The sequence below is a fragment of the Nocardia sp. NPDC050799 genome (assembly GCF_040654015.1).
In the GTDB taxonomy this organism is placed as follows: Bacteria; Actinomycetota; Actinomycetes; order Mycobacteriales; family Mycobacteriaceae; genus Nocardia.
In genome coordinates this window covers 1-1,328 of sequence record NZ_JBFAHF010000111.1, presented here as the reverse complement: position 1 = coordinate 1,328, position 1,328 = coordinate 1, and the positions used below count along the sequence as shown (strand labels likewise).

At 63.1% G+C, this 1,328-nt stretch carries 2 protein-coding genes; both read left to right on the top strand.

Annotation, left to right across the window (positions count from 1 at the left end; translation table 11 throughout):
- Nucleotides 1-85: 85 nt before the first annotated feature.
- Nucleotides 86-310, top strand: coding sequence for an MbtH family protein (locus AB0H42_RS35690; RefSeq protein WP_060447157.1), 225 nt, complete (start codon nt 86-88; stop codon nt 308-310).
- Nucleotides 311-361: 51 nt separating this feature from the next.
- Nucleotides 362-1,328, top strand: a 967-nt coding sequence (locus tag AB0H42_RS35685) for a condensation domain-containing protein (protein WP_357064294.1), incomplete at its 3' end; no start/stop codon positions are given.

The window sequence follows — 1,328 nt, the reverse complement described above, 5'->3', positions numbered from 1 at the left end:
GCTGGCGCGGTGGCCTGGTGGACGGCGTGCGCCAGCTGCTTTCCGCAATGAAGTAATCCCACATTTTGACAGACAGGTAAGGCAAATGACTCAGGAACAACAAAACCCGTTCGATGACGAAAATCTCCGTTTCTCCGTATTGGTCAACGAGCAGCAACAGTATTCGCTGTGGCCGCAGTTTGCCGATACGCCGCCGGGATGGCGCGTGTTGATGGGGCCGGCGTCGCGCGGTGAATGCATCGACTACATCGAAACGCACTGGCAGGACATGCGGCCGGCGGCGCTGAAAGCGGCGGATGCGGCGCGTTAATCGCCAGGCAGCCACATCGATACATTCCGTTTGAGGAAAAGGACAGACACCATGTCAGAAACGCTTTCTTTGCCGGATACTCAAGTCGAGTATCGGGAGTATCCGCTGGTTGCGGCGCAACCGGGGATCTGGATTGCCGACCAAATCGCGCTGCGCCGCAACAGCTTCGCCGTGGCGCACTACACCGAATTGCACGGCGCTATCGATCGTTCGGCGCTGGAACGCGCGATTCGCCAGGGGCTGGCCGAAGCGGATACGGTTCAGGCGCGGTTCTTTGAGGCGCAGGACGGCCAGCCGGTGCAGCGTCTCCCGTTGATAGCCGACCCTGCGCGCGTACAGGCGCCGGAGTGGTTTGATTTCAGCGCGCGCCCAGATGCCGAACAGGCGGCGCTGGCGCTGATGAATGACGATCTGGCGCAGGATCTGCCCGCGGACGGCGAGCGGCCGCTCTATCGGCATGTGATGATCCGTGTCGGCGCCGATCGCTGGTTCTGGTACCAGCGCTTTCATCATCTGACCCTGGACGGCTTCAGTTTCGAGGCCATCACCCGCCGGATCGCCGATATCTATCGCGCGCTGCGCCACGGGCTGTCGCCCGCGGCTTCGCCGTTTACCCCGTTCGGAAAGGTGGTGGAAGAGTTTCAGCAATGGCAAACGTCCGCCGCACGCCAGCGGGCGGCCGAATTCTGGCGCCAGCATCTGCACGAACTGCCGTCGCCGCTGTCATTATCGACGGAAAGCCGGGAGGTTGAACCGGGCGCCCGGCCGCTCAAACAGGTGCTGGTGCTGCCGGAGTCACTGTTTGACGAAGCGCTGCGCGACGACGCGCTGCAGGCGCTGCAACCGGCCGACATCGTCACGGCGGCGCTGGCCATGTATCTGGCGCGCATGAGCGGTGAAACCCGTTTTTCAGTCGGTTTTCCTTTCATGCGCCGGATGGGGTCGCAGGCACTGGCGGCGGTCGGCCCGGTGGTCAACGTGCTGCCGCTGCTGCTGAACGTGACGCCGGAACTGTCGC